Genomic DNA, 26,548 nt, shown 5'->3' with positions numbered 1-26,548 from the left:
CGGACCTCGTCCCCGTAGAACCCAACCCGCCGCTCCCCTGACGACCCACCCGCCGCCCTCGTACTCCGGTCTCCCGGCCCGTGCAGCCCTCGGTCGCGCACCGGATCCGGCCGCAGCGCCGAGGCTCGGGCACACCGTAACGGCTGATGGCCGGTTTGTGGACGAGTTGCACAGGAAGGTCGTGATTCCCGCCCACTTACGGGACGTGTGCCGCCCCTGGGGCACATGTACGGATGCTCGCGCCGAAGGCCTCGGTGGCGGGTACCGGCGTCCGGGCTGCGTTGTCGGCGGCCTGGTCACGCGCCGTACACTCCCCGGGTGACCGTCACCGCAACTTCCGTGGACCAGTCGGACCAGCTCAAGTCGCAGCCCGGGCCCGGCGCGCGCGGCAGCCGTCTGGTGCGCCGGCTGGCCCCGGCCGCCCTCTCCGCGCTCTGCGGAGTGCTGCTCTACCTCAGCTTCCCGCCGCGCATCCTGTGGTGGCTGGCCGTGCCCGCCTTCGCCGGCTTCGCCTGGCTCCTGCGCGGACGCACGTGGAAGGCGGCGCTCGGCCTCGGCTACGTCTTCGGGCTCGGCTTCCTGCTGCCGTTGCTGGTGTGGACCGGCGTGGAAGTCGGTCCCGGCCCCTGGCTCGCCCTGGTCGCCATCGAGGCGGTCTTCGTCGCCCTGGTCGCGGTCGGCATCTCCGCGGTGGCCAAGCTGCCGGCCTGGCCGGTGTGGGCCGCCGCCGTCTGGATAGCCGGTGAGGCGGTACGCGCGCGCGTACCGTTCCGCGGCTTCCCCTGGGGCAAGATCGCCTTCGGGCAGGCGGACGGTGTCTTCCTGCCGCTGGCCGCCGTGGGCGGCGCGCCGGTGCTCGGCTTCGCGGTCGTCCTGTGCGGGTTCGGTCTGTACGAGGCCGTGCGGCTGATCGTGGAGCGGCGACGCGGCCTGGACGTCCGGCGCGCGACCGCTGCCGCCGCGCTGCTCAGCGTGGCCGTGCCGGTGGCGGGCGCGGTCGCCGCCAGGTCGCTGGTGAGCGACAAGGCGGAGGACGGCACCGCGACCGTCGCTGTCATCCAGGGCAACGTGCCGCGCTCCGGGCTCGAGTTCAGCGCCCAGCGGCGGGCCGTGCTCGACTACCACGCGCGCGAGACCCTCAAGCTCGCCGCCGCGATCAAGGCGGGCAAGGTCCCGAAGCCCGACTACGTGCTGTGGCCGGAGAACTCCTCCGACATCGACCCCTACACCAACTTCGACGCGGCTGCCGTCATCGACGGCGCTGCCAAGGCCGTCGGGGCGCCCGTCTCGGTCGGCGGCGTGGTGGAGAAGGGCGGCAGGCTGCTCAACGAGCAGATCCTGTGGTACCCGGGCCAGGGACCGACCCAGACCTACGACAAGCGGCAGATCCAGCCGTTCGGTGAGTACCTCCCGCTGCGCGGGCTCGTCGGCGCGATCAACAAGAACTGGACCAGCATGGTCCGTCAGGACTTCAGCCGGGGCAGCACGCCGGGCGTGTTCGACATCGACGGCGCCAAGGTAGGCCTTGCGACCTGCTACGAGGCCGCCTTCGACTGGGCCGTGCGGGACACCGTCACGCACGGCGCGGAGATGATCTCCGTGCCGAGCAACAACGCGACCTTCGACCGCAGCGAGATGACCTACCAGCAGCTCGCCATGTCCCGTGTCCGCGCCGTCGAGCACAGCCGGACCGTCACCGTGCCGGTGACCAGCGGGGTCAGCGCGATCATCATGCCGGACGGGAAGATCACCCAGAAGACAGGCATGTTCGTGCCCGCCTACCTCGTCCAGAAGGTGCCGCTGCGCACCTCCAAGACGCCCGCGACGCAGCTGGGCATCCTGCCGGAGATGGCCCTGGTGCTGGTCGCCGCGGGCGGTATCGGCTGGGCGATCGGGTCCGGAGTGCGCGGCCGGCGCGCCGGTGGCGCGTAGCCGTACGACCGCTGTACGCCCCCTGAACCGGCGAGAAGGCCGCGGACCGGCCCGATAGGGTCGGACGCATGCCTACTCCGGACTTCATCCGCACCATCAGGGCCTCGGCGGGCCATCAGCTGCTCTGGCTCCCCGGGGTCACCGCGATCGTCTTCGACGACGAGGGCCGGGTGCTGCTGGGGCGGCGGTCCGACACCGGCCGGTGGGCGGTGATCGGGGGCATCCCGGAGCCGGGCGAGCAGCCCGCGGCCTGCGCGGTGCGGGAGGTCTTCGAGGAGACGGCGGTGCGCTGCGTCGCCGAGGAGGTCGTCCTCGTCCAGGCTTCCCCGGAACCGGTCACCTACGGCAACGGGGACGTCTGCCAGTACATGGACATCACCTTCCGCTGCCGGGCCGTGGGCGGCGAGGCGCGGGTGAACGACGACGAGTCGCTGGAGGTGGGGTGGTTCGAGGTGGACGCGCTGCCCGACCTCAACGAGTTCGGACTCTTCCGGATCAAGCAGGCCCTGGCCGAGGCACCCACATGGTTTGACCCTACGAGCCACGACTGAAGTATGGCTGTTCACCACATGTGTTGAGGGCTGGGGTCCGGCCTAGGGTCGGCACATGACCTCGTCCAGCCCCCCGCTCGCCGCCCAGCCGCACACCCAGCCCGTCCCGCTCGACCTCGGCGGCCGGACCGCCCTCGTCACGGGTGCCGCGAGCGGCATCGGCCGCGCCTGTGCGCTGCGGCTCGCCGCGGCAGGCGCCCGGGTGAGAGCCGTCGACCGGGACGCGGCGGGCCTGGCCGAGCTGGCGGAACTCGCCCGGCGGGACGGCGACCTCGCGGGCACGGTCGTGCCGCACACCCTGGACCTCACCGATCTCGGCGCCGCCGAACGCGCCGCCGTCGGCACCGACGTCCTGGTCAACAACGCCGGCCTCCAACTGGTGTGCCCCATCGAGGAGTTCCCGCCCGACGTCTTCCACATGGTGCTGACCGTGATGCTGGAGGCGCCGTTCCGGCTCATCCGCGGCGCGCTTCCGCACATGTACGAGCAGGGCTGGGGCCGGATCGTCAATGTGTCCTCCGTCCATGGACTGCGCGCCTCGGCATTCAAGTCCGCGTATGTGGCTGCCAAACATGGTCTCGAGGGCCTGTCCAAGACGGCCGCGCTGGAGGGCGCGGCCCATGGCGTGACCTCCAACTGTGTGAACCCGGCCTATGTGCGTACCCCCCTGGTCGAGAAGCAGATCGCCGACCAGGCCCGGGCGCACGGCATTCCGGAGGAGCGGGTGGTGTCGGAGGTGCTGCTGAAGGACAGCGCCGTGCGGCGGCTCCTCGAACCGGGGGAGGTCGCCGAGGCCGTCGCGTATCTGTGCAGCCCCCAGGCATCCTTCGTCACCGGGACCTCACTGGTGCTCGACGGCGGGTGGACAGCGCACTGAACCCGCTGAGCCCGCCTGCGGCGCCGGGCGCGGAAGTTGTCCACAGGCCCGAACGGCCGGGCCGCCGATGCGGAATCCTGTGACCATGTCTCGCGATCACGTCCAGCCGGCCGAGCGTCCCGCCGACCACGCCGACGCCCCGTACCTCGCACTGCTGGCCCGTGACGCCTCCGTGGAGGCGTACGAGCAGCCGGTGCTGCTCGCCCGCGCCGAGGGTCTCCCGGCCGAGCGGATAGCCGCACTGGAACAGGCCAAGCTGCTTGCCCTGCGCGTCCGGTCGGAGCTGGAGGGACGGCGGCGGCGCGAGGCGGAGCTGTCCGCGCTGTTCGAGACCGCCCACGACCTCGCCGGTCTGCGGGACCTGGACGCCGTCCTCCAGGCGATCGTGCAGCGCGCCCGCTCGCTGCTCGGCACGGACGTCGCTTACCTCAGCCTCAACGACCCCGCGCGCGGCGACACCTACATGCGCGTGACCGAGGGCTCCGTAGCCGCCCGCTTCCAGCAGCTGCGCCTCGGCATGGGGGAGGGACTCGGCGGACTGGTCGCCCAGACCGCGCGGCCCTACGTCACCGACGACTACTTCCAGGACGACCGCTTCCAGCACACCCGCGCCATCGACACCGGCGTCCGCGACGAGGGCCTGGTCGCCATCCTCGGTGTGCCGCTGATGCTGGGCCCGCACGTCATCGGCGTCCTCTACGCCGCCGACCGCCGCGCCCGCGTCTTCGAGCGCGAGCAGATCGCCCTGCTCGGCTCCTTCGCCGCGCTTGCCGCCGCCGCCATCGACACCGCCAACCTGCTCACCGAGACGCGCGCGGCCCTGTCCGGCCTGGAGCGGGCCAACGAGATCATCCGGGACCGCAGCGCCGTCATCGAGCGCGCCTCCGAGGTCCACGACCGGCTCGCCGAACTCGTCCTGCGCGGCGGCGGGGTCCACGACGTGGCCGCCGCCGTCTCCCAAGTCCTGGACGGCACGGTCGAGTTCGCAGAGAACGGTACGGCACCCGCCGACGCGCTGGAGGCTTCGCGCGCCGAAGGACACGCTGTACGGCACGGTAGCGACTGGATCGCCGCGGTGGCCGCGGGCGGTGAACTCCTCGGCGCGCTCGTGCTGCGCGGGCACCCGGGCCTCGACCCCGTCGACCAGCGCACGCTGGAGCGCGCGGCGATGGTCACCTCGCTGCTCCTGCTCGCCCGCCGCTTTGCGGCCGAGGCCGAGCAGCGCGTACGGGGCGAGCTGCTGGACGACCTCCTCGACGCCCGCGACCGGGATCCGCGCCTGCTGCGCGAACGCGCCGCCCGCCTCGACGCGAACCTGGACGCCACCCATGTCGTCCTCGCCGCGCGCCTGGACGGCCCGTCCGCCGACGCCGACGAGGAGGCCGCCGCACGCCGCCGCCTGTGGTCGGCCGCGTCCCACCTCGCCGCCACCCGGCACGGCCTGGCCGCCGCCCGCGACGGCGGCACGGTCCTGCTGCTGCCGCTGGCCTGCGGCGACACCGCCGCGGACGTGGCCCGCCGCACCGCCCGCCAGCTGGGCACGGCCGTCCACCAGCCGGTCACCGTCGGCGCCTCGGCGCCCGTCGCCGACCTGGCCGCACACCCCGATGCCGTGACCGCCGGCTACGCCGAGGGCCGCCGCTGCCTGGACGCGCTGCACCTGCTCGGCCGCGCGGGCGACGGCGCGGCGGCCGAGGACTTCGGCTTCCTCGGCCTCCTCCTCGCGGGCGAACGGGACGTGGGCGGATTCGTCGAGCGCACCATCGGCGCGATCGCGTCCTACGACGAGCGACGCGGCACGGAGCTGCTGCGCACGCTCGACGCGTACTTCGCCTGCGGGATGAGCCCGGCTCGCACCAAGGACGCGCTGCACGTCCACGTGAACACCGTCGCCCAGCGGCTGGAACGGGTGGGCCGTCTCCTGGGCGAGGACTGGCAGACCCCGGCCCGCGCCCTGGAGATCCAACTGGCCCTGCGACTGCACCGGTTGTCTGTGCCGGAACGGCACTGACCCCCGTAGGCGAGCGCCGTACGGGGGGCAGTGGGGTGCTGCCGGTCAGACTGTCCGTGCCTCGGCGGTCGCGTTGCCCGCCGTGGCGCCCTCGCCGTCACCGGCTGCCGTCACCTCCGCGAGGTCCCGGTGCCGCGTCTCCCGGGCCACGCCCACGGCGACCAGAGTGACCACCGCGGCGGCGATCACGTAAAGGGCGATCGGGGTGGAGCTGCCGTAGTCGGCGAGCAGCGCGGTGGCGATGAGCGGGGCGGGCGCACCCGCGGCCACGGAGGCGAACTGGGCGCCGATGGAGGCGCCGGAGTACCGCATCCGGGTCGCGAACATCTCGGCGAAGAAGGCGGCCTGCGGCGCGTACATCGCACCGTGCAGCACCAGGCCGACGGTCACCGCGAGCACCAGGTACCCGAACGATCCGGTGTCCACGAGCGAGAAGAACGGGAGCATCCACAGACCGACACCGGCCGCGCCGAACAGGTACACCGGCCGCCGCCCGACCCGGTCGGAGAGCGCGCCCCAGGCCGGGATCACGGCGAAGTGCACGGCGGAGCCGATGAGTACGGCATTGAGCGCGGTCTGCTTGGAGACGCCGGCCGAATCCGTGGCGTAGACGAGGATGAAGGCGGTGATGACGTAGTAGCTGATGTTCTCGGCCATCCGCGCGCCCATCGCGACGAGCACGTCCCGCCAGTGGTGGCGCAGCACGGAGACGAGCGGCAGGGTCTCCGTGCCACCGGTCGCCCGCCGGGACTCGACGCGCTCCAACGCCTCCTTGAAGACCGGGGATTCGTCGACGGAGAGACGAACCCACAGACCGATCAGCACCAGCACACCGGAGAGCAGGAACGGGATCCGCCAGCCCCAGGTGTCGAAGGCGGCGTCCGAGAGCACCGCGGTGAGCAGTGAGAGCACACCGGTCGCGAGCAACTGCCCCGCCGGCGCACCGGTCTGCGGCCACGAGGCCCAGAAACCGCGCCGCCGCGCGTCCCCGTGCTCGGACACCAGCAGCACGGCCCCGCCCCACTCGCCGCCGAGCGCGAACCCCTGGACGAGCCGCAGCGTGGTGAGCAGCACGGGCGCGGCGGTGCCGACGGTCGCGTGCGTGGGCAACAGCCCGATGGCAAAGGTGGCCCCGCCCATCAGCAGCAGACTCAGCACCAGCAGCTTCTTGCGCCCCAGCCGGTCGCCGTAGTGCCCGAACACGAGCGCCCCCAGCGGCCGGGCCGCGAACCCGACGGCGTACGTCAGAAACGACAGCAGCGTCCCGACCAGCGGATCGGAGCCCGGAAAGAACAGCTTGTTGAACACCAGCGCGGCGGCGGAGCCGTACAGGAAGAAGTCGTACCACTCGATGGTGGTGCCGATGAGGCTGGCGGCGACGATGCGGGGGAGGCTGGTGGGGGGTGGGGGAGCGGTGGTCGGGGAGGCCATGTGCGCCACTTCCTCGTGTGCGGTGGGGACGGGAACGTGTCGGCACACGGTAGAAACATGCAGGTCAGGCGCACATGTGGCGGGGCAACATAGTTTGCGGGTTGGCTATGCGTGCGGCCACCATGCCGGCTCGCGGAAGGGCGGTTCAGGGGCTCGAAGGTGGTCGGAACGAGTGCCGTCCGGGACGCGTAGTTCGGGGTAATTTGACAGCGCGGTGCTGACTCCCGCGCTGAGGGCTCGGTTCTGCGGGCACGGACAAGACGCTGTGCCTGGGCGTGGTGCGCGTTCGTCCCAGCAGATTCTTCGTCTGCTGGTGGTACACAGCACTACCCGCTTCTGACCTGCGGCAACGGGCGGAATCGCCCGATGTGCAGGGGGGAGCTTTCCGCGGTCCTACATGGCACATGTAGTAGAAGCCGTCCAGGACCGTCCGTCCAGTCCTATGTGGACATGTATGTCCAGTTTTGGGATCCTGTGCCGGGAGCGTGTCCGCGAGGTCTGTGATTCGCGCGTGACACCTGACAGCAGGACGAAGCCCCGCCGGCCTGATCCGGCGGGGCTGTCGGCTCGCCGCTCTCGAGGACGCGGAGGAGTGAGGCGGCGACGATACGAGCTGTGCGGCCGATCGGCAGCACAGTGCAGGGGAATTCCTTGCGACGGGCGTCGGCAAGGTCACCGACTGCGGCACCCGTGCCGAGGCCGAGCACCTGATCAACGACGCCCATCACGCCTACGAACGACTTACGGGATACCTCGAACGAGGGTCGACTCAGATTCACTCGCCCAGGTCGGCCGGCAACTTTCACAGCCCGACTCGATACGAGCAGCCACTTGCTTTCTTCGATCGACGCACGGCCCTGCCAGCGCCACGAACACGTACGGGGAGACGGATGTGGTTGGCCGTAACCGCGTTGGGCTCACGTCCGGTGGCGTACACCGCGGTGGCCGTACGATGTCTGGCACGTGAGTCGGCCGTCGCGTCCGAACTCGACCGGTGCCGGGCCTTGTTGGTTCTGGCGGCCGGCGACGCGGCGCGCACTGCCCTCTGCCGCGCTGTCGACCGTCCCCGCCCTCCGGCGCAGGAACGGCTGTCGGACTGCCGTGGAGCGAGTTTTCCATCCCGGCCACTGCGCTGCCCTGCTGGCGACCGGGCTGTCCGCCGGGGCTGTGCCGGATGCCGCCGGTGTGGTGGCCGTGCTCGTCGGACTCAGCCGCGTGGCGCTACGTGTTCACTGGCCCTCGGACGTGGTCGGCGGCTGGTTGTTCGGGTACGGCTGGTTCGCCGCCTCGGAGCTGTGCGAGCTCCGTATGTCCGTGCAGGTGAAGCTGTGGTGGACCCAGGCATCTCGTTCGGCGGTGGTGCCACGGCATCGACAGCTTCGGGGCTCGTCGAAACCGTCGGGCTGGAAAAGGACGCACGGTGGCTGACCCCGGCCGGTGCGACCCGGCTCGTCTCCGTTCCGGATGTCCTGGAGCCCAGGCACAGAGCGGCACCGGCTCCGCTGTGGGGTGATGCCTCTGCGGAGCCGGTGCCGTGCGCCGGGGGTGTGCTGGTGTGCGGCGGGATGCGGCGCGCATCCCGTGTCGATCGGGACCGTTCGTTCAGCGGGTGACCAGCAGGCCACGGCTGCGCAGCACCCGCCGCTCCAGTGGGCTGAAGATGAGCAGTTCGATGGCGATACCGACGAGCAGGATCAGGAAGATGGCCAGGAACACCTGCGACATGCTGGAGTTGTTCCGCCCGTTTTCCAGCAATTGGCCAAGGCCGACGCCCAGATCGGGCGAGGAGGCGATGATCTCGGCGGCCATCAGCGATCGCCAGGAGAATGCCCAGCCCTGCTTCAGCCCGGCGAGATAGCCGGGAAGCGCGCCCGGCATGACGATGTGCCAGGCCCCGCGCAGTCCGGTCGCGCCCAGTGTCCGTCCGGCGCGCAGGAACAGCGGCGGGATCTGGTCGATGCCCGCGACGAGGCCATTGGCGATGGACGGGACCGCACCGAGCAGAATCACGGCGTACATCATCGAGTCGTTCAGGCCCAGCCAGATCACGGCGGGCGGTACCCAGGCCACCGACGGCAGCGACTGCAGGCCGGACAGGACGGGGCCGATGGCCGCCCGCACGGACCTCACCCGGGCGACCAGCAGGCCGAGCGGCGTACCGATGGCGAGCGCCATCAGGAAGCCGAGCAGACCGCGCGAGACGCTGGTCCAGATGTAGTCGAGCAGCGCGCCCTGCAGCCAGGCATCGCGTACCTCGCCCCACACTTCGGAAGGCGAGGGCAGTTTGTAGTCGGGGGCGACCTCGGCCCACACCAGCAGTTGCCAGACCACCAGTACCAGTGCGAAGGCGGTGACGGGCGGCAGTACCTTGCGTATCAGCGTCTCGCGCAGCGGCGTACGACCGGCCTGCACCGACTCCAGCGCGTCGAGCCCGGCCTCCAGCCCCGTCAGATCGTGCGGATCCCGGGGCTGCCCGGCGGCCAGCAAGCCGTCCTTGCCGATGTCGACACCCGTGTCAGTGCCGGCCATGGCGGCGGATCTCCCCACGCAGTTCTTCGGTGATCTCGACGGACAGTTCGGCGACCGCGCTGTCCTCGATGCGGCGCGGCTGCGGAATGCCGACCGTCCACTCCCGGGCGATGCGCCCCGGCCGTGAAGACAGCAGCACCACCCGCTGTGCCAGCCGCACGGCCTCCCGCACGTTGTGCGTCACGAACAGCACCGAGAGTCCGGTCTCGGTCCAGATGCGGGTCAGTTCGTCGTGCAGGACGTCACGGGTGATCGCGTCCAGGGCGGCGAACGGCTCGTCCATCAGCAGCAGCCGGCTGTCCTGGGCCAGCGCACGGGCCAGCGCGACGCGCTGCCGCATACCGCCGGACAGTTCGTGCACCCGCTTGCCGTACGCGCCCTGCAGCCGTACGAGTTCCAGCAGCCGCTCAGCCTCCTGCCGGCGCTCCGGCCCCGCGATTCCGCGCAGTTTCAGCGCGAGTTCGATGTTCTTGCCCGCGGTCAGCCAGGGGAACAGTGCGTGTTCCTGGAACATCAGGGCGGGTCGGCCGTCCGTATCGATCGAGCCGGTGGACGGCCGGTCCAGTCCCGCGACCAGGTTGAGCAGGGTGGACTTGCCGCACCCCGAGGCTCCCAGGAGGGTGACGAACTCGCCCGGTGCGACATCGAGCGTGATGTCGTCCAGGACGAGCTGCTGTCCGCCGGGCGTGCCCGGGGCGTGGAAGGACTTCGAGACGTGCTCGATCCGGGCGGCGTGCGTCACCGCCGCGGCGTCCTCGGCAGCCTCGGTGATCGTGGCAGCCACGGTCGTCACCTCCTGGGAACTCATCGGATCCGGTTGCCGTTACCGGGCGCCGAGACCGGCGTCACTGACCTCGCCCTTGCCCTGGGCCTTGAGGACCTTGTTGAGCAGGGTGAGGTCGTAGATGCCCTTCAGATTGGGCTTGTCCAGGAGACCGGCCTTGACCGCGTGCTCTGCCTCGGTGTTGAGGGTGGAGGCCAGCGGGTTGTCGAGGAAGGTGATGGACTTCCAGGCCGGGTCGATGACGTCGGCGGGCAGCGCCTTGCCCGACAGCTTCTCCAGCGCCGCGTTGGCGGACGCCTTCGCCTTCTCCGGGTTGGCGTTGATCCACGCGTTGGTCTTCACCGAGCCGCGCAGCACGGCCTCGACGACGTCCGGGTGCTCCTTGAAGAACTTCTGCGACACGATGATGTTCGTGATCACGAACTTCTTGTCGGGCCACAGCGACGACTCGTCCAGCAGTACCTTGCCGCCCTCGGCGACGAGCTTGGACGCGGTCGGCTCCGGCACCCAGGCGCCGTCGATCGAGCCCGACTTGTAGGCGTCCGGGGTGATCTTGTTGTCCGTACGGACGACCGAGACGTCGCCCTTGCCGCTCTGAGCGTCGACCTTCCAGCCCTTCTCCGCGATCCAGTTGAGGAACGCGACGTCCTGGGTGTTGCCGAGCTGCGGCGTGGCGATCTTCTTGCCCTTGACGTCGTCCAGGGACTTGATCTTCTTCGGGTTGACGACCAGCTTCACGCCGCCGGAGGCGGAACCGCCGATGATGCGCAGGTTCTTGCCGTTCGACTTGGTGTAGCCGTTGATGGCGGGGGAGGGGCCGATCCAGCCGATGTCGATGGAGCCGGCGTTCAGCGCCTCGATCTCGGAGGGGCCGGCGTTGAAGGTGGACGGCTTGATCGTGGTGCCGCCGAGCTCCTTCTGGAACAGGCCCTCCTGGACGCCGACCAGAGCGGTGGCGTGCGTGAGGTTGGGGAAGTAGCCGATCTTCACTTCGTCGGCGGAGAGCTTTTTGGCGCCTGCCGGGACCGCGGTCTGCTTGCCGTCGTCGGTGGCCTTGGAGCCGTAGCTGCAGGCGGTGAGGAGAAGGGGGAGTGCGGCTACGGCGGCGATGGTGCGCAGGGTGGTGAGCGGTCTTGCGGCAGACACGGCGGTGTCCTTTCAGGGGATAAGTGAGCAGGGAGATACGAAGATGCGAGGCGACTGCTTGTCGGCATGCACCGACACTCCACTCGTCGGCCGTCGGCGGCAGGCAAGCCGTCGCGGGCTGAGAAATGGAACGTGGGGGACGCGGTCAGCCGGGGGTGTCCGAAACGCCGAACCGAGGCGGGACGGGCGGGAGAGCAGCGCTCATTGGGAGAGAGGAGGCTCTGTGGCGTCAGAGGGGCCGACAGATGGCGCTGGAGGTATGGCCGAGGTCGATGTGCCGGCGCGAGGTCAGAAGAGGCAGCGACTGGGCTGTGCGGTCGAGCGTTCCCATGGCCACCCCCATAGATCCCTAGTTTTCCTACCTCGTTGCTAGGGATCGTGGCAGAAGGTGGCGTCGTCCCCAAGGGGTAGTTCACATGATGGACGTCGCAATCTCGCGTTTTGGGATCGGTGGGTGATGGGCCCAGCGTGTCAGGGGTTTACCCAGGCACCCGGGGCGTTGGTCAACGCGGAAACGTCGGCGGGCAGTTGGGCCGATGCGACGTCGGCGAGCGACACACCCTCGAGGATCTCGCGCACGTTGGACCGCAGCGCGATCCACAGGGGGAGCAGCGACTCGGCGGGGCCGGTGTAGGACAGTTCCGGGGGGCGGACGCCGCGCACCGAGACCAGCGGTCCGTCCACGGTGCGGATGACGTCGGCGATGCTGATGGACTCGGCGGGCCTGGCCAGTCGGTAGCCTCCGTTGCCGCCGCGCTGGCTGAGCACGAGGCCGCCCCGGCGCATGTCGTTCAGGATGCTTTCGAGGAATTTGTGCGGAATGTCCTGGGCGGCGGCAATGGCCTCGGCTTTCAGTGGCCCGTCATCCCGTGACGCGGCGAGCTGCAGCGCGGCACGTACCGCGTAGTCCGCCCTGGCTGAGATCCGCATGTGCGCATTATCCCGTACGGCTTCGGCCGGTGTCCCTTGCGGGCGGGCCGCCGGGCAGGTGGCGGGTGTCCCTGCCCGGCAGCCCGTGGGGGTCAGGCCGCGGCGGGGGTGTAGTGGGAGGCGTCGTCGCCCTCGATGACGTGGCTGAGGGTGCCGTCGATCCCGGCGGGGACGTCGCCCGCGACGGTCACCCGGTGCAGCAGGCGCGGCAGGTCGCCGTAGTCGTCGGGGGCGTAGTGCTGGGTGATGCGGTTGTCGAACAGGACGAGGTCGCCCGGTGTCCAGGTCACCCGCACGATGTTCTCCGGGCGGGTGACGTATGACTGGAAGATGCGCAGCAGGTCGCGGGAGTCGGACGGGTCGAGGCCGACGATGCTCTGGGCGAAGCCGCCGATGAACAGCCCGCGCTCCCCGGTCTCGGGGTGGACGCGGACGACGGGGTGGGCGGTGCGGTACTTCCGGGAGACGAACCGCCTGCGGTGCTCGGCCGCCTTCTCGTTCTTCGCGGCGGCGTAGTCGTAGTCGTTGGTGTGTACGGCCCAGAGCTTGTCGGCGAGCTCGCGCAGCGGTTCGGGCAGGTCGCGGTAGGCGGCGGCCGAGTTCGCGATGAGGGTGTTGCCGCCATACGGCGGGATCACGATGCTGCGCAGCGTGGATGCCTTCGGGGGCGTACGGACGAAGGTGACGTCGGTGTGCCAGTGGTTGGCGCGGATGCCCTCGTCGCCGTCGACGGGCAGGATGTGGGGCTGGCCGTCGACGGAGGGGACGGTGGGGTGCGCGGTGGTGAGTTCGCCGAAGAGGGAGGCGAAGCGGAGCTGGCCGGCGTCGTCGAGGTTCTGGTCGCGGAAGACCAGCGCCTTGTGTTCCAGGAGGGCGGAGTTGATCTCGGTGACGACGGCGGGGTCGAGGTCGGTGGAGAGGTCCACGCCGAGGATCTCGGCGCCGATACGGCCGCCGATCCTGCGGATGTCGAAGCCGATGCTGGTGCTCATGTGCGGGTGTTCCTTCCAGGAGGTGATCAGCGGGGAGGTGATCGGTCGGGAGGTCGTCAGGAGGTGATGGGCAGGGACGGTCCCTTGGACCCCGGTGGTCCGAGGGGAGGGCCGACGGCCCGTAGCGCGCCGGGGGTGCGGCCTCGTCCCCAGCCGATGTGCCGGCGGTAACTGCCGAGCAGGCCGGTACGGTCCAGGTGCTCCTCGTCGCGGGCGGTGGAGCCGTCGGGCAGCGGGCGGGTCACGGGCGCTACGTACAGTGCGTCGGCCGGGCAGTTGGCCTCGCACTGGAAGCAGGTCTGGCAGTCGTCGCGGCGGGCGAGCACGGGGATGCCGTCCTCGCCGCGGTCGAAGACGTTGGTCGGGCAGACCTTGATGCACTTGTCGCAGGTGATGCAGCGTTCCGCCGAGACCAGTTCGATCATGAGGCCACCTCCAGGGGTGCGGCTGGTGCCGCTGATGCCGACGGGGCGGTTGTCAGGGGCTCGGTGCGGGTCCACACCCGGTCGAGGCCGCCCGTGACGATGTGGTGGTGCTGTCCGGGGTCCTGTGCGGGGAAGTCGAGCCGCTTGGCCATGCCTCGGGTCTCCGTGCGCGCCAGCGCCGAGGCGTACATCCAGCGGGCGTGCGCCGCCATCGCCGCCGCCTGCCGGGCCCGTACGGTGTCTCCGCCCTCGGCGTGCAAGGAGGCGCGCGCCTCCTCCCACACGCTGTCGAGCACCTCCAGCGAGGCAGTGAGCCGGTCGCCTCGGCGCAGGTAGTTCTTCTCGTACGGCAGCACCTCGCCCTGAACCGCGGCGATGACGTCCCGGAAGCCGTTGGCGGAGCCCGGGGTGCCGGTGGGCCGGAGCCCGGCTCCGCCTGCGGCCACCAGGCGCCTCGTACCGGCGCGGACGCCGAGTGAGCGGGCATGGCGGGCCGCGCCCCGGCCGGCCCAGGTGCCGGAGGAGATGGCCCAGGCGGCGTTGTGGCTGCCGCCACCGGTGAAGCCGCCGCAGATCAGCTCACGGGTCGCCGCGTCCCCGGCCGCATACAGTCCGGGGACGGTGGTGGAGCAGTCGTCGCCGGTGATGCGGATGCCGCCGGTGCCGCGCACGGTGCCCTCGGCGAGGAGCGTGACGGCGAAGTGCTGGGTGAAGGGGTCGATGCCGAGCCGGTCGAAGGTGAGGAAGAAGTTGGGCTGGGCCAGCCGCATCGCCTTGCGGGCCGCCGCGTCCGCCCGGTCGAGGCGGCAGTACACCTTCTCACTGAGCAGCGCCTTCGCGATCACGGACCGGCCGCCCTGGCTGGCCGCACCCTCCAGGACCGTGCCGTCCTCGTGGTAGAAGGTCGCGAAGGAGTAGAACGCGGTCTTGGTGACGGAGGTGCCCTCGGGCGCGATGCCGTACGCGTTGGAGAACTCCATCCCGGACAGCTCCGCGCCCGCCTCGGCGGCGAAAAGGGCGCCGTCCCCGGTGTTGACGTTGCAGCCGAGTGCGCCGCTGAGGAAGGCGCAGCCGCCGGTGGCCAGGACGACCGCCCCGGCGCGCACCCGGTAGGGCTGACCGGCCTGGCGCCGGTGGCCCCTGGCTCCGGCGACCGCTCCGGAGGGGTCGGTGAGCAGTTCGGTGACCGGGCTGTGGTCGAGGATGCGGGCTCCGGCGCGCTGGACGCGGATGCGCATCCTGCGCATGTACTCCGGTCCCTGCAGTCCGTTTCTGAGCTGCTTTCCGTCCGGTCCTGTGGGGAAGGGGTAGCGTCCGGCCGCTGCCAGCTCATTCATGCCCGCATACGTCTGGTCCAGGACCCGGGTCATCCAGCGCCGGTCGGCCAGGAATCCGCCCAGTGCCTCCCGGCTCGCCATGGCCGCCTCCCGCGCGGCGGGCTCCGGGGGGACGTACCAGACGCCGGTTCCGGCGGAGGCGGTGGCGCCGCTGGTGCCGCAGTAGCCTTTGTCGGCGAGGACGACGTCCACTCCGTCCTGGGCCGCCTTGAGCGCGGCCCAGGTGGCCGCGGGGCCGCCGCCGACCACCAGGACGTCCGTGGTGAGGTCGAGTCCGGTCATGCGGGCCGCCCTTCTGCCGCGGCCGTCACGGTGGTCGCGGTCAGCCGGTTGACGGGGCGGGCCAGGCCGTAGTGCGCGCGCAGGGTGCGGCCGGTGTACTCGGTGCGGAACAGGCCGCGCCGCTGCAGGATCGGCACGACATGGTCGACGAAGTCCTCCAAGCCGCCTGGCAGATGGGGCGGCATGATGTTGAAGCCGTCGGCGGCACCCTGGGTGAACCACTCCTGGAGCTGGTCGGCTATCTGCTCGGGGGTGCCGGCGAACACCCGGTGACCGCGGCCGGCGCCGAGCCGGGCGATGAGGTCGCGCAGGGTGAGGCCGTCGCGGCGGGCGAGTTCGGCGACGAGCGTGAAACGGCTCTTGTTGCCGTTGATGTCCCGCTCCTCGGGCAGCTCGGGCAGCGGCCCGTCCAGCGGCAGCCCGGTCAGGTCGGTGCCGAGCATCCCGGACAGCTGGGCGAGCCCGTACTCGGGCACCTGGAGATCCGTCAGCTCCTGTTCCAGCGCGCGGGCTTCCGCTTCCGTCGAGCCGATGACGGGGGCGATGCCGGGAAGCACCAGCAACTGGTCCTCGGTACGGCCGTAGCGGGCGAGCCGCGACTTGAGGTCCTTGTAGAAGGCTTGGCCGTCGGCGAGGGTCTGCTGGGCGGTGAAGACGGCCTCGGCGTACCGGGCGGCGAACTCCTTGCCGTCCTCCGACGAACCGGCCTGCACCAGCAGCGGGTAGCCCTGCGGGCTGCGCGGTACGTTCAGGGGGCCCTGCACGGCGAAGTGCTCGCCGCGGTGGTTGATCTCCCGCACCTTGTCGGTGTCGGCGTACACGCCGCGCTCACGGTCGAGCAGGATCGCGTCGTCCTCCCAGCTGTCCCACAGCTTGGTGGCGACCTCGACGAACTCCCGTGCCCGCTCGTAGCGCAGCCGGTGCTCCAGGTGCTCGTCCTGCCCGAAGTTGCGGGCCTCGTTCACGGTGCCGGAGGTGACGATGTTCCAGCCCGCCCGGCCACCGCTGATGTGGTCCAGGGAGGCGAACTTGCGGGCCGTGTGGAAGGGCTCGTTGAAGGTGGTGGAGACGGTGGCGATCAAGCCGACGTGCTCGGTGACCGCCGCCAGGGCCGACAACAGGGTGAGCGGTTCGAAGCCGCCGAGCGCGTTGTGCCGGACCTTCCCCCACAGGGCGAGGCCGTCGGCGAGGAAGACGGAGTCGAGCAGGCCCCGCTCGGCGGTCTGCGCGAGCTGCTGGAAATAGCGGAGATCGGTGACCCGTTCGGGCTCGGTACGCGGGTGGCGCCAGGCGGCGTCGTGGTGGCCGGCGTTCAACAGGAAGGCGTTGAGATGCAGGCGTCGGGGGCTGGTCGCGGTCATGGGGTACCTCGGATCGGGGGCGGTGAGACGCAGGGGCAGTGAGACCCACGGGCGGGAGGCGAGCGGGGCAGCGCGACGGGACCGGGTGGCAGTGAGACAAGCGGGCGGCCGGGTCAGGCGTCGGCCGGTACGCGCCAGGAGCTGAGCCGCCGCTCCAGGGTCACCAGGAACTGGTTGAAGATCACGCCGATGGCGGAGATCGTGATGATGCCCGCGTACATCTGCGGGATCGCGAAGTTGAACTGGGAGGCGTTGATCAGATAACCGAGGCCCGCCTTGGCGCCGATCATCTCGGCGGCGACCAGCACCAGGATGGACGCCGCTCCGGCCAGCCGGATGCCGGTGAACATCACGGGCACCGAGGCCGGCAGGATGACCTTCTGGAACAGCCGGGGCGCGGACAGATCCATCGACTTCGCCAGCTTCAGCAAGGTCGGGTCGACGTTGCGGACCGCGCTGATGGTGTTGAGCAGGATCGGCCAGGTGCACGCGTACACCACCATGGAGATCTTCGAGGTCTCGCCGATGCCCAGCAGCAGGACGAACACCGGCAGCAGGGCCAGGGCGGCGGTGTTGCGGAACACCTCCAGCAGCGGACCGAGGAGGTCGGCGACCGGCCGGTACCAGCCGATCAGCAGGCCGAGCGGCACGGCGACGGCCACGGCGAGACCGAATCCGCTGAACGAGCGCACGAGGCTGGCGCGGGTGTTGTCGGCGAGCTGACCGTCGGCGGCCAGTCCCCACCAGGCGTGGGCGACCTCGCTGAACGGAGGCAGGAAGGTGCGGTCGACCAGACCCAGGCGCGGTGCGGTCTCCCACAGCAGGAGCAGAGCCACGATCGCAACGGACCTGGTCGCCCCCTTGACCAGCAGGTAGGGCAGCCGGCGGACCGCCCGGCGGAACCGGGTCGCCGTGGAGCGGACCTGGCGCACGCTCGACGGCGATGCGTCACGGAGCGCGGACACAGCGGATGTAGCAGACACTGTGGATGTAGCAGACACTGTGGACGTAGTGGGGGAAACGGTTGGGACGGGCTCGGCGGTGCTCGCCGAGCCCGGCGCTGTGGTCTTCTCGGCGGCTGTGTCGGTTGTGGGGCTCATACGGAAGCCTCCTCCTTCTCCAACTGCTGGGCCCTGGCCACCTCGTCGTGCAGCAGCGACCAGATCTCGTGCCGGTGTCGCGCGAACTCGGGACTGGAGCGGAGGTCGTCCGTCGCCGTACGGGAGTCGAAGGCGACGGGCACGATCTGCTTGATGCGGCCCGGGCGGGACGTCATGACGGCGACGCGCTGTCCCAGGTAGACGGCCTCCTCGATGCCGTGTGTGATGAAGACGACGGTCTTGCCGGTGCGCTGCCAGATGCGCAGCAGTTCGTCCTGCAGCGACTCCCGGGTCTGGGCGTCCAGCGCGGCGAACGGCTCGTCCATCAGGAGTACATCGGGGTCGTAGGCGAGGCTGCGGGCGATCGCCACCCGTTGCCGCATCCCGCCGGACAGCTCATGCGGATGGCGGTCCTCGAACCCGGTCAAGCCGACCAGATCCAGGAACTCGCGGGCACGTCCGGCCCGTTGACGCCGTGGGACGCCTGTGGCCTCCAGGCCGAACTCGACATTGCCCTGCGCCGTGCGCCACGGCAGCAGCGCATACTGCTGGAACACGATGCCCCGGTCCAGGCCCGGGCCGCTGACGGGCTGACCGTCCAGCAGGATCCGTCCGCCGGTGGGCTGGACGAGGCCGCCGAGCAGCTCCAGCAGAGTCGACTTTCCGCAACCGCTGGGACCGACCAGGACGACGAACTCGCCGGCCGCTATCTCCAGATCGATGCCGTCGAGGGCGGTGAAACGGGTGGCCTGCCGATCCCCCCTGCGGTCCCTGACGGTGAAGTCCTTCCGCACGCCTTCAAAAACGATCTTGGTCGTCGTGGATTGCGTGGTGGATTGCGTGGTGGATTCCGGCATGGGATCAGCTCCCGCTCTTGGTGGCGGAGGAGGACTTCTGGTTGCCGTTGAACTCATTGGTGTAGAGGTCCGGCAACGTGACCTGGCCCTTCTTGATGTCACCGCGGTCGGACAGCCAGTCGACCCACAGCTGGAGTTCCTTGCCGGTGATCAGGCCGGCCTTCTCGGCGACACCGTAGGAGCGCCAGTACTTCAGGGGTGCGGTGTCCTCGTTGCGGCCGCGCTTCTTCACGATGTCCGTCATCCGGGTGATGACCTCTTCGCGCGGAGTGGAACGGGACCACTCGATGGCACGCCCCACGCCGGTGACGAAGATGCGGGCCGTGTCGGGGTTCTGCTTCAGGAACCGGTCCGTCATCACGTAGGTGCCTGCGCTGAATGCGCCGAGCAGTTCATAGTCGGTGAACAGCGGGCGGATGCCCCCGGCTGCCAGTGCTTTGTCGCGCAGAATGCCGCCGAGCACGGCCACGTCGATCTGCTTCTGCCGCAGCGACTGCTCGGTGTTGACCGGAGGCACCACGAGGGGTTCGACCTTGCCGATCTCCGCCTGGGACAGACCCCCTCGCTGCAGATAGATGTCGAGCATGGCCTCGGCATGGGCTCCGAGGGTATTCATCCCGACCTTCGTGCCGAGCAGGTCCCGGGCCGAGCGGATCGGGCTGTCCTTGAGGACGTAGAAGCCGTTGTAGGCGTACTTGTCGGATCCGTAGTAGCTGATGACGGCCTTGACGGGGGCGTGGTTCGCGGCGAGTTTGACGACCGCGCCGTTGAACGCGCCGCCGAAGTCGACCTGACCCGTGGCCGCGGACTGGATGTCCTGCGGACCGCTGATGGTGTTGCCGACCCACTTCAGCTTCACGTCCTCCAGATAGCCGAGATCCTCGGCCAGCTCGGGCAAGGTCACCTGACCCGCCCAGCCCTGATACCGGAGCGTCTTGGTCTGGCCCTTGCCGGAAGCGGCTCCGGCGGTCGTGCCGCAGCTCACGGCCACCGCAGAAAGACCGAGCAGGGAGAGGAACTGGCGTCGGGTCGATGCCGTAGTGGCCATGGAAAGGTCCTGTTCACGCGAATGGGGACTGAGGCGGAATCGATGGCATGAGGAAGCCGTGACCGAGAGGGGTGCTCGGCAATTGGGCGCAAGCAATGCGGACAGCGAAAGGGGAAAGTGATTCGCCAGGAATGCCTGCGAGGAATCAGCCGCCTACGCCGACAACAGTCGTGGTGGCCGATGGTGAAAACGGAGCGGGAGAGCGGCGCCCGTCAGTGCGTTCAGCGGCCGACGGCACAGATGGCGCTGGCCTGACGTCGCAGATCGACGTGCAGGCGCGCGGCGAGGTTCTCGGACTTGCTCACAGCCAAGAGAGTTGCAGCGGAATCCGGCCAAGTCAATGTCGCCTGCGCGGGCGTCTCGTATCCTGAACCGCCCGACATGTGAGCGAAGTGCGGCGTTCACAATTGTCTGGATGCCGGGATGTGTGGCGGATTGCCGATCACGCCGATTCCGTCGGGGAAAAGCCCGGCGGAATCGCAAGGTCAGACAGGCAGGACGAACGGAGGGTGGGCTCCGTTGAGGAAATAGTCCCCGACATCGCGGAGCCGGTGGGCGACGGGCTCGTACAAAGTGTGCGTCCGGGCATTGCGCCAGAAGCGGTCGAAGCCCAGCCGCGAGGACGCGGAGCGGGCGCCGATGATGTCGAGGGCGCGGGCGGTGGACTCCTGTGCAGCCCTGGAGGCGGCGGCTTCGGCCATGGCTACGAGGACGGAGATCTCCGCGTACTCGTCGTAGGTGATGTCTTCGCCGTGTACGAGGCCGTCGTGCACGGCTGCCTGTGCTTGATCGGTGAGCGCGGACGCGGCGCGGGTGAGGACGGTGAGTTCTCCGTAGGCGGTGAGCACCTGCGGGTCCTGGGGGGAGCCGACCGGCCAGTCCGGGTGCCAGGGTGAGTGGCCCGCCCTGCTGTAGTCACGGGCCTCGGCGAGCACTCCCTCGGCCATGCCGAGGCGGAGTTGGACGGAGAGGAGACGCCCGACCGGCGATGCCAGAGCAGCCAGGGGCGACAGGACATCCTCGTCCGCGGACAGGGAGCCGAGTACGTCGTCGGCGGCGACCGGTACACCGTCGAACTCCACGCTCCCGCCGGCCGCGAGCCGCTGGCCGAAAGTGTCGGCGTCGCCGTCGATCCCCACCCCGTGATGGGCGGGATCGACGACGACGGCGAGTGGTTCGCCGGTGTCGGCCCGTACGGCCCGCACGGCGAGGCGCTCGGCGACCAGGACCCCGGTTGTGTAGCTCTGCCGACCGTCGAGCACGAAGCCGGCGGCTCTCCTGGCCAGCGTCAGAGGTGGTTCCTGGCGCGCGAAACCACCGCCCCAGCACCACTGCTCCGCCGCGGACTGCCGCTCGACCTGAGCGGCGAGAGAGGGCTCGGTGAAGAACCGGGCGCTCCACGACAGGAAGTAGTGACAGCCGAGCAGCTGACCGATCGCACCGTCGGCGGCGGCGATCTCCCGGACGACCGCGTAGGCCGTGGGCCAGTCCGCGCCGCCTCCCCCGAGCTCTGCCGGTATGAGGAGCGTCAGCAGCCCCGACTCGCGCAGCCGGGACACCTCATCGAACGGGGCCTTGCCTGCATGATCCCTGGCCACCGCGTCCGTGGCCAGGTCGTCCGCCGTCTCGCGGGCCACGCGCAGCCAGTGCGCACGCCCGGGCCCGGTCCGGTCGGAATCCGAGGCGGGACCGGACGGCGCAGCGGCAACGCCCATGGTGGTGGTCTCCTCAAGGTCGGCGGCAAGATGCGGTGTTGGTGCTCTCTCGGCTGGGGCTCTCTTGCTGGTCGGGCACGTACTTGTAGCCCACGCGTCGTACGGTGACGATTCGGTGCCGGTGAGCCCTGCCCAGCTTGCGGCGCAGGCGCGCGATGTGGACGTCCACGGTGCGGCCGTCGCCGATGTGGTCGTAGCCCCAGATGCCGGCCATCAGCTGCTCACGCGAATGCACCTGATGGGGATGGCGCACGAGATGTGCCAGCAGCCCGAACTCCAGGTAGGTGAGGTCGAGTTCGCGTCCATCCACCTCGGCGACGTGTCGCGCGGCATCGATGCGGATGACACCGCCTCCCGTCTGCTGCACGGGAGGTGAGTCCGTGTAGGCGACCGGTCGGATCTCCGGCCGTGGCACGTTCTCGGCGAAGAGCTGGGCGGGGTCGGTGCCCTCGGGGATGAGTACGAGGTAGCCGACAACGGGTGTGGAACCGTGTTCCTCGGAGCCGCTCTGCGTGGTGTCGCCGACGAGGCGGAGATGGCGCAGGTCGGGAAGTGGCGAATCCGATGGAGTGGCCTGGGCCGGAAGTGCCGTGGTCATGGCGGTCGTCCTTCAGAAGTGCGTCGGGCCGTCAGGTGCAGCGGGTGGGTCTGCCTGATCGCCGGGGATGAGAGAAGGAACGGAGTGGCACGCGCGATGTGTGAGCCGCGTGCGCTACACGCGACAGCAGGCGGCGCTGACGACGTGACCAAAGTCGACATGCCGACGACGAACGAGTCGCTGCTGCGTGTGGGACATGTGCATCATCCTGCGCACCCGTTGGGCGGGCCGTCAATGCTTTCCTAGTGAATCGATAGGAAATGTAGGGAACGCAACACCGCGGGTGGGCTCAACGGCCACCGTCGGCCGCCGGGCGGGCGTCGGGCGCGGTCGCCCTGGCCAGCTGGGCACGAAGCGCGGCCAGACGGACCCTGAGCCTTTGCAGAGGCGTGGGTGGCAGCGTGCGGGAGGAGCCGCGCGCGTAGTGGCGCTCGACGTAGAACTGTCCCGCGCCGAGCACGGTCGTGACGGCGATGTACCAGAGGGTGGCCACCATCAGCAGCGGGATGACCTGGTAGGTCTGGTTGTAGACCAGCTGCACCGAGTACAGCAGGTCGTGCACGGCCAGCACGCTGACGATGCTGGTGCCCTTCAGGGTGCCGATCAGCATGTTCCCCGCGGTGGGGACGATGGAGCGCATCGCCTGCGGGATGACGATCCGGCGCAGGGTGCGCCGCCTGCCGATGCCGAGTGCCTGGGCGGCCTCCGTCTGGCCGGAGTCGACGGAGAGGATGCCGCCGCGCACCACCTCGGCGGCGTAGGCGGCTTCGTGCAGGGTCAGGCCGATGACGGCGGTGAGGGTGGGACCGAGCAGGTTGACCGTCTTGACGGTGACGAGCTGAGGCCCGAAGGGGATGCCGAGGCCGAGCGTCGGGTAGAGGGCCCCGATGTTGAACCAGAACAGCAGCTGCACCAGCAGCGGGGTGGACCGGAAGATCCACACGTATCCCCAACTCAGCATGCGGAGCACCGGGTTGGCGGACAGCCGCATCACGGCCAGCGGTATGCCGAGCAGGAAGCCGAGCACCATCACCACGCCGGTCAGCCACAAGGTGAGCAGCAGCCCGTCGAGTACGGCGGCGGTGGTGAAGTACCGGCCGACCACGTCCCACTGGAAGGCGCGGTTGCGTACGACGGAGTTGACCACCATCGCGAAGACCAGCAGCGCCGCCGTAGCCGTCAGCCAGCGGCCGACGTGCCGGCGAGGCACGATGTGCGGCAGCTCGTCGTCGGGGCCTTGGCTGCTGGAGCCTTTGAGGTGGCTTGGGTGCGGGACGGTTGCGGAGACGCGGGAAGAAACGGTGATTTCGGATGGCGAGACCATCAGGAGGTTCTCCAGGGGAGGGAGGCGCGGGCGTCGGTGACCACCCGGCGGCGGGCGTTCGTGGATGCCGCGCAGACACAGCGCGGGTACGGGGCGATGGCTGGGTTTCGGCGTCATCACGTTCGCCGCGTCCCTCAACGCGGCCGGTACGGCCGCCGCAGCGCGGCGGAGCCGGTCCGTCCTCGATCGTATGGGCGCACCGTGCGCATGTGTCAACCACGCACAGGAACTGCTGGGCGCCGGTCCGGCATCCGGGCCGTGGTTGACGAGAAGCGAGATGTACTGCTCAATTAATCGCATGAATGCCGAGCAGCGCCTGGTCACCCGTGACCACATCGACTTCGGTCGGGTGTGGTCCGCCGCGTGTTGCGCCTGACGCGGCAGCGGGCCGTCCGACCGGCCCATTCCCTCCCTCGGTGACCCCGTTGCGGGCCGAGTTCCTCCCTTCGCAGCACCGTCGTACGCAATCGCTGAACACGCGCTGAACCCGCGTACGGACGGTCCTGCGAGACCTGACAGACGCTGCCGCCGCCCGACCTCGCCCGAGGCGCACGCCCCGGCGTCATCACACCTGCTCACCACCTGGTTTCCAGCACCCTGAAGCGCCGTCACACCCGGCCGCACCCAGGGCTGCTCCGCCGCGCCCTGCTACTGCCCACGGAGCGGCACGGCCCCAGAGGACTTGAGGAAAGGCCATCTCCCATGCCCGTGGAGTTCCTTGGCATCGCCGCCACCAACGACGGCTCAGAGACCACCCCGCGTTCCGGCGCCGCCTTCGACAAGGAGTACACGCTCCGGCTCGCCCGGGCGCACGAGGACCACGGCTGGGACCGCGTGCTGTTCGCCTACGGCTCCGGGTCTCCGGACCCCGCTCCGGCTGCCGCCTACATCGCGAGCAGGCTGGACCGCCTCCAGATCCTCCTCGCTCATCGGCCCAACGTCTCGTACCCGACCTTCGCCGCCAAGACCTTCGCCACCCTCGACCAGATCAGCGAGGGCCGGCTGACCGTGCACTTCATCACCGGCGGCAACGACCACGAACAGGGCCGTGAGGGCGACACCCTCACCAAGGACGAGCGCTACGCCCGCACCCGCGAGTACATCCGGATCGTCAAGAAGATCTGGACCACCCACGAGCCCTTCGACCACGAGGGCGAGCACTATCGCTTCCACGACTTCGTCAGCGATGTCTTCCCGGTCCAACAGCCCCGCCCGGACGTGTCGTTCGGCGGCTCGTCGCCCGCCGCGTACGCCGCCGGGGGCGTCGAGGCCGATATCTACTGCCTGTGGGGCGAGCCCCTGGCCAAGACCGCCGAACAGATCGAGGCTGTGAAGGCCGCCGCGAAGGCCGCGGGCCGCACCGAGCTGCCCCGCATCCAGGTGGCGTTCCGCCCGATCATCGCCCCGACGGAGGAGCTGGCCCGGGAGAAGGCCCACCGCACGGTCGGTGCGATTAAGTCCCGCAAGGAGAAGGGCGAGGCGATCACCAAGCGCCACAATGGGCATGCCGCGCCGCAGAACACCGGCTCACAGCGGCTTATCGCCATCGCCGAGGCGGGGGAGCGCTACGACCGCGCCCTGTGGACCCCGACGGCCGCCGCCACCGGAGGCGCGGGCAACTCCAACGCCCTGGTCGGCACCCCGGAGACGGTCGCCCAGGCACTGTTGGACTACTACGACCTCGGCGTCGACATCCTCTCCGCCCGCGGCTACGACCTGCTGGGCGACGCCATTGACTTCGGCCGGTACGTGATCCCGATCGTCCGCGAGGAGGTCGCCAAGCGCGATGCCGAGCGGGCGGCCCGCGGCACGCAGAACCTGGCGGCGCTGAACGGATGACGTCCGCCTCCGAACTGACGATCACCCAGGTCATGGTCGCCGACCCGAGAGTGAAGCCCCTGCTGCGCGAACTCGGTGACGAGTACTCACGACGCTACGGCAAGGACGCTCACGCCGAACTGGCCCGCTATCCGGACGAGGAGTTCACCACGCCGTACGGCGGCGTACTGCTCCTGCTCCTCGAGCGTGGCGAGCCGGTCGCGGGCGGCGCCTTCCGCCGGTACGACGAGACGACGGCCGAGCTGAAGCGGATCTGGACGCACTCCGCCCACCGGAGGCGCGGTCTGGCCCGACGCGTCGTCGCCGAGCTGGAGCGCGAGGCGAGCGCCCGCGGCTACCGGCGGATCTACCTGACCACCGGTCCGCGCCAGCCCGAGGCTCGCGGCCTGTACCTGACGACCGGCTACATCCCGCTGTTCGACACCGAGGCCGACCCGGAAACCATCGGGCCCCTGCCGTTCGAAAAGCACCTGCCGACCGCACCACACCAAGGAAAGGCAGCCGACCTGTGAGCGTCCGTGGCATCGGAACCCGCCTGCGCATCGCCGCCGCCATCGCGCTGCTGCCCGTACTGGCGCTGACCGCCTGTGGCTCCGGCGACACCTCCGGAACCATACCGACGGGCGCTCAGGCATCCCCCGCGCCGACCGACGATCCGGTCGCCTCCGTACACAAGGTGGACTCCGTCGCCGCCCTGCTGCCCGCCGACGTCCGCAAGGCGGGCACGCTGCGGGTCGGCAGCTCGATCGGATTCCCGCCCGGGGCGTACTACCCCAACGGGCAGGACAAGCCGCCCGCGGGCCAGGACATAGACCTCGCCGACGCGGTGGCCAAGGTCCTCGGCGTGAAGCTGCAGCGCCAGGACGCCTCCTTCGAGACGATCCTGCCCGCCCTCGGCAGCGGCAAGTACGACGTCGGCACCGGAAACTTCGGCGTCACCACCGAACGCCTGAAGACCATCGACTTCGTCACCAATATCGACGACGGCCAGGGCTTCGCGGTGAAGACGGGTGGCACTGCGCTCAAGACGAAGGTCACCGACCTCACCCAGCTGTGCGGGCTGACCATCGGCACCGGGGCCGGCACCACCTTCGAGGCGACCCTCACCGCGCAGAAGGGGGTGTGTGCCAAGGCGGGCAAGAAACCGTACGACGTGAAGGTCTACTCGGAGAACGGGGCGACGCTCACCGCGCTCCAGCAGGGCCGCATCGACGTGATCATGTCGACCATCAACGGCCTGCGCTACCAGGCCGCACAACCCGCCGCGCAGGCCACCTTCCTCGGCGAGTACCACCGCCTCGACGTCGGCTTCGCCTTCAAGAAGGGCTCCCCGCTCACCAAGGCGTTCCATTCCGCCGTCAACGAGCTGATCAAGAACGGCGCCTACGCCCGAATCCTCAAGAAGTGGGGCACCTCCGCCTCCGCGATCGACACGTCGCGGATCAACCCGCCCGAACACACGTAACGAGTAAGCAGGAA

23 protein-coding genes are annotated in these 26,548 nt (G+C 70.0%); 8 read left to right on the top strand and 15 right to left on the bottom strand.

Annotation, left to right across the window (positions count from 1 at the left end; all coding sequences use genetic code 11):
• The first annotated feature begins 318 nt into the window (after window positions 1–318).
• The 4 genes from lnt to ACWD35_RS24570 all read left to right on the top strand — a co-directional run bounded on the left by lnt (window position 319) and on the right by ACWD35_RS24570 (window position 5,371).
• Window positions 319–1,932: an apolipoprotein N-acyltransferase gene (gene lnt, locus ACWD35_RS24585; protein ID WP_451353438.1), complete on the top strand. Its 1,614-nt coding sequence runs from the start codon at window positions 319–321 to the stop codon at window positions 1,930–1,932.
• A gap of 68 nt (window positions 1,933–2,000) precedes the next feature.
• The gene (locus ACWD35_RS24580) at window positions 2,001–2,483 is read left to right on the top strand and encodes an NUDIX hydrolase (protein WP_451353437.1); all 483 of its coding nucleotides are present in this window, start codon (window positions 2,001–2,003) and stop codon (window positions 2,481–2,483) included.
• Window positions 2,484–2,538: 55 nt separating this feature from the next.
• Window positions 2,539–3,360 carry a 3-hydroxybutyrate dehydrogenase gene (locus ACWD35_RS24575; protein ID WP_451353436.1) on the top strand — a complete coding sequence of 274 codons (822 nt, stop codon included), beginning with the start codon at window positions 2,539–2,541 and terminating at the stop codon, window positions 3,358–3,360.
• Between the two features lie 85 nt (window positions 3,361–3,445).
• Entirely contained in the window at window positions 3,446–5,371 is a 1,926-nt protein-coding gene (locus ACWD35_RS24570; protein ID WP_451353435.1) for a helix-turn-helix domain-containing protein, read from the top strand.
• A gap of 45 nt (window positions 5,372–5,416) precedes the next feature.
• On the opposite strand, the gene ACWD35_RS24565 is transcribed toward ACWD35_RS24570, so the two are convergent.
• The gene (locus ACWD35_RS24565; RefSeq protein WP_451353434.1) at window positions 5,417–6,802 is read right to left on the bottom strand and encodes an MFS transporter; all 1,386 of its coding nucleotides are present in this window, start codon (window positions 6,800–6,802) and stop codon (window positions 5,417–5,419) included.
• A 963-nt stretch (window positions 6,803–7,765) separates the two neighbouring features.
• On the opposite strand from ACWD35_RS24565, the gene ACWD35_RS24560 reads away from it, so the two are divergent.
• Window positions 7,766–8,230, top strand: coding sequence for a phosphatase PAP2 family protein (locus tag ACWD35_RS24560; RefSeq protein ID WP_451353433.1), 465 nt, complete (start codon window positions 7,766–7,768; stop codon window positions 8,228–8,230).
• A 174-nt stretch (window positions 8,231–8,404) separates the two neighbouring features.
• On the opposite strand, the gene ACWD35_RS24555 is transcribed toward ACWD35_RS24560, so the two are convergent.
• From ACWD35_RS24555 to ACWD35_RS24490, 14 genes are all read right to left on the bottom strand, one after another.
• Complete coding sequence (locus ACWD35_RS24555) at window positions 8,405–9,331, bottom strand: ABC transporter permease (protein ID WP_451353432.1); 927 nt, start codon at window positions 9,329–9,331, stop codon at window positions 8,405–8,407.
• Entirely contained in the window at window positions 9,318–10,139 is an 822-nt protein-coding gene (locus ACWD35_RS24550; RefSeq protein ID WP_451353431.1) for an ABC transporter ATP-binding protein, read from the bottom strand. Before ACWD35_RS24550 ends, ACWD35_RS24555 begins: the two co-directional genes overlap by 14 nt.
• A gap of 15 nt (window positions 10,140–10,154) precedes the next feature.
• Window positions 10,155–11,261 carry an aliphatic sulfonate ABC transporter substrate-binding protein gene (locus ACWD35_RS24545; RefSeq protein WP_451353430.1) on the bottom strand — a complete coding sequence of 369 codons (1,107 nt, stop codon included), beginning with the start codon at window positions 11,259–11,261 and terminating at the stop codon, window positions 10,155–10,157.
• Between the two features lie 471 nt (window positions 11,262–11,732).
• Complete coding sequence (locus ACWD35_RS24540) at window positions 11,733–12,191, bottom strand: RrF2 family transcriptional regulator (RefSeq protein ID WP_451353429.1); 459 nt, start codon at window positions 12,189–12,191, stop codon at window positions 11,733–11,735.
• Window positions 12,192–12,283: 92 nt separating this feature from the next.
• Complete coding sequence (locus ACWD35_RS24535; protein WP_451353428.1) at window positions 12,284–13,183, bottom strand: TauD/TfdA dioxygenase family protein; 900 nt, start codon at window positions 13,181–13,183, stop codon at window positions 12,284–12,286.
• Window positions 13,184–13,239: 56 nt separating this feature from the next.
• Entirely contained in the window at window positions 13,240–13,608 is a 369-nt protein-coding gene (locus ACWD35_RS24530) for a 4Fe-4S dicluster domain-containing protein (RefSeq protein ID WP_390855333.1), read from the bottom strand.
• Entirely contained in the window at window positions 13,605–15,227 is a 1,623-nt protein-coding gene (locus ACWD35_RS24525) for an FAD-dependent oxidoreductase (RefSeq protein WP_451353427.1), read from the bottom strand. The genes ACWD35_RS24530 and ACWD35_RS24525 overlap by 4 nt, the downstream gene beginning before the upstream one ends.
• Window positions 15,224–16,588 carry an LLM class flavin-dependent oxidoreductase gene (locus ACWD35_RS24520; RefSeq protein WP_451353426.1) on the bottom strand — a complete coding sequence of 455 codons (1,365 nt, stop codon included), beginning with the start codon at window positions 16,586–16,588 and terminating at the stop codon, window positions 15,224–15,226. The genes ACWD35_RS24525 and ACWD35_RS24520 overlap by 4 nt, the downstream gene beginning before the upstream one ends.
• Window positions 16,589–16,701: 113 nt before the next feature.
• Window positions 16,702–17,553 carry an ABC transporter permease gene (locus ACWD35_RS24515; protein ID WP_451353425.1) on the bottom strand — a complete coding sequence of 284 codons (852 nt, stop codon included), beginning with the start codon at window positions 17,551–17,553 and terminating at the stop codon, window positions 16,702–16,704.
• Window positions 17,554–17,684: 131 nt separating this feature from the next.
• Window positions 17,685–18,545: an ABC transporter ATP-binding protein gene (locus ACWD35_RS24510; RefSeq protein WP_451353424.1), complete on the bottom strand. Its 861-nt coding sequence runs from the start codon at window positions 18,543–18,545 to the stop codon at window positions 17,685–17,687.
• Between the two features lie 4 nt (window positions 18,546–18,549).
• Window positions 18,550–19,593, bottom strand: a complete 1,044-nt coding sequence (locus tag ACWD35_RS24505; RefSeq protein ID WP_451353423.1) for an ABC transporter substrate-binding protein — start codon at window positions 19,591–19,593, stop codon at window positions 18,550–18,552.
• A 485-nt stretch (window positions 19,594–20,078) separates the two neighbouring features.
• On the bottom strand, window positions 20,079–21,308 hold the full coding sequence (locus ACWD35_RS24500) for an acyl-CoA dehydrogenase family protein (protein WP_451353422.1): 1,230 nt from the start codon (window positions 21,306–21,308) through the stop codon (window positions 20,079–20,081).
• 13 nt (window positions 21,309–21,321) lie between these two features.
• Window positions 21,322–21,906: a winged helix-turn-helix domain-containing protein gene (locus ACWD35_RS24495; RefSeq protein ID WP_451353421.1), complete on the bottom strand. Its 585-nt coding sequence runs from the start codon at window positions 21,904–21,906 to the stop codon at window positions 21,322–21,324.
• Between the two features lie 289 nt (window positions 21,907–22,195).
• Window positions 22,196–23,230: an amino acid ABC transporter permease gene (locus ACWD35_RS24490; protein WP_451353420.1), complete on the bottom strand. Its 1,035-nt coding sequence runs from the start codon at window positions 23,228–23,230 to the stop codon at window positions 22,196–22,198.
• 702 nt (window positions 23,231–23,932) lie between these two features.
• Here ACWD35_RS24490 and ACWD35_RS24485 point away from each other — a divergent pair.
• The 3 genes from ACWD35_RS24485 to ACWD35_RS24475 are packed head-to-tail and all read left to right on the top strand — an operon-like array spanning window position 23,933 to window position 26,534.
• Window positions 23,933–25,069 (top strand): LLM class flavin-dependent oxidoreductase, encoded by a 1,137-nt coding sequence (locus tag ACWD35_RS24485; protein ID WP_451353419.1) that lies wholly within the window; start codon window positions 23,933–23,935, stop codon window positions 25,067–25,069.
• Window positions 25,066–25,581 carry a GNAT family N-acetyltransferase gene (locus ACWD35_RS24480; RefSeq protein ID WP_451353418.1) on the top strand — a complete coding sequence of 172 codons (516 nt, stop codon included), beginning with the start codon at window positions 25,066–25,068 and terminating at the stop codon, window positions 25,579–25,581. The genes ACWD35_RS24485 and ACWD35_RS24480 overlap by 4 nt, the downstream gene beginning before the upstream one ends.
• Window positions 25,578–26,534 (top strand): ABC transporter substrate-binding protein, encoded by a 957-nt coding sequence (locus ACWD35_RS24475; RefSeq protein ID WP_451353417.1) that lies wholly within the window; start codon window positions 25,578–25,580, stop codon window positions 26,532–26,534. The genes ACWD35_RS24480 and ACWD35_RS24475 overlap by 4 nt, the downstream gene beginning before the upstream one ends.
• The last annotated feature ends 14 nt before the right edge of the window (window positions 26,535–26,548 follow it).

The organism is Streptomyces sp. NPDC002671, assembly GCF_053592475.1.
Note: the sequence above shows the minus strand (reverse complement) of the source record. Positions and strands in the feature narration are given on the sequence as shown.